At 57.9% G+C, this 1619-nt stretch carries 2 protein-coding genes; both read right to left on the reverse strand.

What is annotated here, in order from left to right; translation table 11 throughout:
* Positions 1–745, reverse strand: a 745-nt coding sequence (locus AC08OQ_RS18300; RefSeq protein ID WP_476612244.1) for a TrbL/VirB6 family protein, incomplete at its 3' end; no start/stop codon positions are given.
* Positions 742–1619 (reverse strand): DUF8175 domain-containg protein (locus AC08OQ_RS18305; RefSeq protein ID WP_476612245.1); only part of this gene is annotated, 878 nt, incomplete at its 5' end. The genes AC08OQ_RS18305 and AC08OQ_RS18300, both read right to left, overlap by 4 nt.

A 1619-nucleotide genomic window follows, 5' to 3' on the forward strand; every position in this document is an offset into this window, starting at 1 on the left:
TGGAGCCGCTCGAGTCGCTTGCCACACCGGCACCGAGCGTGAAAATCGCGTAAATAACCGGCTTCGCGAAAATCAGCGCCAAGAGGATCTCGGTCGCCCGCTTGATCCAGGCGCTCGTGGACATCGTCGGCTGCCCGGCCAGATACACCGGGATGAACACCGCCATCACGATGATCGCAACCTTGCGGATGTACAGCACCACGAAGAGCGCAAACGAGAACAACGCCACCAGCAGCGACAGGACGATGTCGAGTGCGAAGTTCCCCTGCTCCGGTAGAGCCCGCAGTTGGGCTACCAGGGCCGAGCCGAGTGGCTTCCCGTCACCGAAGGCGTCGGCGATCCCGTCCGAGGCAGTGAGCACCATCTGCAGCAGGGTGAGTGCGACGAATGAGCCGAGGATCGCGGTGCCGGTGGAGGCTAGCGCGCGTGCGAAGATGTGAGGATCACCGCGTACGGCGCCCATGATGCAGGCGCAGATGAACAGGCCGGTGACGATCAGTACCGCCACCCCGAACGCGATGTTGTAGTTCTGGACGACGTAGTCGGCGTTCAGGTCGATGGTCGTCTTCTGCGCCGCGAAGCTGAATACGGAGCTGGACAGGTCAGCCGCCATGCCGCAGAAGGCCTTGCCCATCGAGTTGAAGTACGCATCCGCACTCCCCGATATCGCACCCTTGATTGCATCGAGTGGATTGGGGTTGAAGGCCAGGATAATACTGCCTTCGCCTGTACCGCCGGACGTCATGCGACCGCTCCGATCAGAAGAAAACTCCGAAATTCCTCGGACCGCTGCTCAACGGGATCAGGACCATGGGGACGTAATGAAGTAACAAATACGTGATCGAGAGCATCATCGCAGGTCACAGACCTGTGGAGGGTTCGAAACGCGCAAGTTATTTCATTTCGACTCCCATCCGGGCCATCGGTGGCGTCAGAAAGTTTCCAATCTGTGCCACTCCAGCTCACCGTACAGAGGTCGGTTCCCCAGAAGTTTCGAGGCTTGTAGTTCGGCGATCCACCAATTATTCCGGCACTTGCATTGGACCAGATATATACTTTTGTCTCGTTGGGATTAAATTTTTCAACTTTATATCCGAGGGTTCGATAAATCAATTGAAAGTCGGGGGAGTTTACAGATGAAACTCCAAAATTTTTTGCCGTCTGATTATTGACATCAATAAGAAGTTGGCTAAGTCGATTGGCAGTCGAGGGATCTGCTATTAATCTAAAAATTTGCTTGAGGCGCGTGGGCTCGCGATTGGTAGCTTTTACGTACGCAGAAACGTAGTTGGCGCAGGCGCTGACGGCGCCGGCTTCGGTGCGGGGGTAGCCGACCGGGATACCGAACTCGTTGATCCGGGTGGGGACACCGGGGACTGAGGTGGGGGTGGCGGTGTCGGCCGGTTGGCTAGACGGCTTCGGCGAGGGGACCAGCGTCGGCGTCACTCCGGGCGGGGTATCGCTCGGAGAAGTCTGCGGCGCGACGGACGCGGTATCCGAGCCATTCGAACCATTGTCTGGAACCACGTAACGGCCGATGACCAATCCGCCGATCACACTCACCGTGCCAGTGGTCACGATGATGATGATCAGACGTCTGGCCGCCCACTCCATAAGGC

The sequence above is a fragment of the Frankia sp. CcCS3 genome (assembly GCF_977927575.1).